The sequence below is a fragment of the Faecousia intestinalis genome, from assembly GCF_040096185.1.
GTDB lineage: Bacteria > Bacillota > Clostridia > Oscillospirales > Oscillospiraceae > JAZOXB01.
This window is the reverse complement of record NZ_JBBMFF010000115.1, coordinates 1-2837: the sequence shown is the minus strand read 5'-3', so window position 1 is coordinate 2837 and position 2837 is coordinate 1. Positions and strand designations below refer to the sequence as shown.

Genomic DNA, 2837 nt, shown 5'->3' with positions numbered 1-2837 from the left:
GGCCAACGGCCGACGTGGCAATCTCGCAGGACATGGTTGGATGACAGGGTACCTCCGGCGAAATCGTAACTGCCTTCCCGAGATTGCCACGACCCCTGCGGGGTCTCGCAATGACAAGTCTGGAAGCCTCACGCCAATGAATTTGCGCCTCAAATATGCCAGCCTGCAAGGCGCTCAGGGAACGCCGCTACAGACGCAATCGGTTTGTACGTTTTTATCGTCAATCTGTACGAACTGCGAGTGCCTTCCCGAGATTGCACCCCAAGGGCACTTCCTCGCGCTTCGCGCTCAGGGCGCCACGTCGGGCTTTCGCCCTCCTCGCAATGACAGACCTTTGGTGTTCACCGTTTTGCTGACAGCCTGTTTCTTACACCAGTGCAGCGCCGGGCCGGGCTGTCCTTGCCCCGACAGCGCACGGCCGAAGGCCTGCGTATGTATTATTCATTTTTCATTCTTCAGTCTTCAGTATTCATTAAAAATCAAATTTTCTCCCGGCTGATGCCGGAATGTTGATAAACGGAGTTTCCGCCATGCTCGAACTGCTCTCCCCCGCCGGGTCCCTTGATGCGCTGCACGCCGCCGTCTGCAACGGCGCGGATGCGGTCTATCTGGGCGCGGAGGGGTTCAATGCCCGCGCAGGTGCGCGCAATTTCACATTGGACGAGCTGCCGGAGGCGGTGCGCTACTGCCATGTGCGCGGCGTGCGGGTCTACCTGACGCTCAATACCCTCGTCACGGACCGCGAGCTGCCGAAGGTCGCGGAGCATATCACGGCCGCGGCCCGCGCAGGCGTCGACGCCCTCATCGTGCAGGACCTCGGCGTGGCGGCCCTTTCCCGCCAGATCGCCCCGCAGCTGGCGCTGCATGCCTCCACCCAGCTCACGGTGCACTCGCTCGAGGGCGTGCGCGAGCTTGCCGCGCTCGGCTTTTCGTGCGTCGTGCTTTCGCGCGAGCTTCCGCGCGAGGAGATCGCCTATATCTGCCGCAACAGCCCCGTGCGCATCGAGGTCTTCGCCCACGGCGCGCTGTGCATGTGCTATTCCGGCCAGTGCTATATGTCGGCCGTCATCGGCCGCCGCTCCGGCAACCGCGGCCAGTGCGCCCAGCCCTGCCGCCTGCCCTATGGCTACGGCCGGTTTGAAAACCGCTATCCCATGAGCCTGAAGGACAATTGCCTCATCCGCTACCTCGGCGAGCTGGCGCGCATGGGCGTGGCCAGCCTGAAGCTCGAGGGCCGTATGAAGCGCCCGGAGTATGTCGCCATCGTCACGGGCATCTACCGCGCCGCGCTCGACGGCCGCGAGGTCCGCTCGTCGGATCTTTCCGCGCTGCGCGTCGCCTTCTCCCGCGAGGGCTTCACGGAGGGCTATTATCTCGGCCGCACGGGCCCGCAGATGTTCGGCACGCGCCAGCCGGAGCGGCCGGACCGCGAGCTGCTTGCCGCCGCCCGCGCGACCTATGAAAATCTCGAGCCCCAGCGCGTGCCGGTGGATTTTTACGCCATCGTCGCGCACGGACAGAACGCCATGCTCGCCGTGCAGGATGCCGACGGCCACATCTGCCAGACGCAGGGGGCCGTTCCGCAGGACGCCGAACGGCGCGCGCTGACGCAGGACGAGCTTGCCGCCCGCCTTTCCAAAACCGGCGGCACGCCCTATGCCGCCCGCTCCGTGCGCAGCGTCGTCGACCCCGGCCTGACGCTGCCCGCCGCGGAGATCAACCGCATGCGCCGCGAGGTGCTGGCGCATCTTTCCGCCGTGCGGGCGCGCCGCCCCGCGCCGCAGCTGCTGTCCTACCGCGCGCTCCCGCCCGTGCTCGGCACGCGCGCCGCGCCGGTGTTCACCGTGAGCGTGCTGTCCGCCGAGCAGATCACCGGCCGCCTGCTGCGGCTGAAGCCCGCGGTTTTGTATGTCCCCCTGTCCGAGATCGCGGCCCGGCCGGACTTTTTCCGCAGCCTTGCCGCGCGGCAGACGCTTGCCGTCGTGCTGCCCCGCATCGTCTGGGACAGCGAGACGCGCCGCCTGCTCGATGCGCTGGACCTTGCCGCCTCGCTCGGCATCCGCCGGGCGCTGACGGGCAATGTCGGCCAGCTGTCCCTGCTGCGCTCCCGCGGCATGGAGGCGGCGGGCGACTTCGGCCTGAACCTGACGAATTCCCGCGCGGCCTCGGAGCTGCGCGACCTTGGCCTGTGCTCGCTCACGGCCTCGTTCGAGCTGACGCTGCCGCAGCTCCGCGACCTGTCAAAGCCCCTGCCCACGGAGATGCTCGTCTATGGCCGCCTGCCGCTCATGCTCACGGAAAACTGCCTCATCCGCAACCGGACCGGCGAGTGCTCCTGCGGCGCGGGGCCGGTGAAGCTCATCGACCGCAAGGGCGAGGAATTCCGTATCGTGCGCGACTGCGGTACCTGCCGCAGCGTCGTGCTCAACGGCAAGAAGCTGTACCTCCTCGACAAGCGCGAGGACCTGCGCCGCTTCGGCCTGTGGGCGCTGCGCCTGTCGTTCACAACGGAGAACCCCGGCGAGATCGACACGGTGCTTTCGAACCTCAACGCCCCGTTCGACCCCGGCGCCTGCACCCGCGGACTGTATTACAGAGGGGTCGAGTGAGCCGTAATTACAAGGAAACTGTTGGGGCGCGGCATGCCGCTCCCGGCGCCGCATTGGCCCATTGGTACGCTGTAGGGGAGGGGACAGCCCGGCCCGGCGCTGCACTGGTGTAATAAACAGGCTGTCAGCAAAACGGCGAACGCCGAAGGTTTGTCATTGCGAGGGCGCTTTGCGCCCGTGGCAATCTCGGGAAGGCACTCACGTTGATCGCACACGCCATTGTAGGGG

At 66.5% G+C, this 2837-nt stretch carries 1 protein-coding gene; it reads left to right on the top strand.

The window, feature by feature from the left end:
* Positions 1-530 precede the first annotated feature (530 nt).
* Positions 531-2609: a U32 family peptidase gene (locus WMO66_RS02200; RefSeq protein WP_349134774.1), complete on the top strand. Its 2079-nt coding sequence runs from the start codon at positions 531-533 to the stop codon at positions 2607-2609.
* The last annotated feature ends 228 nt before the right edge of the window (positions 2610-2837 follow it).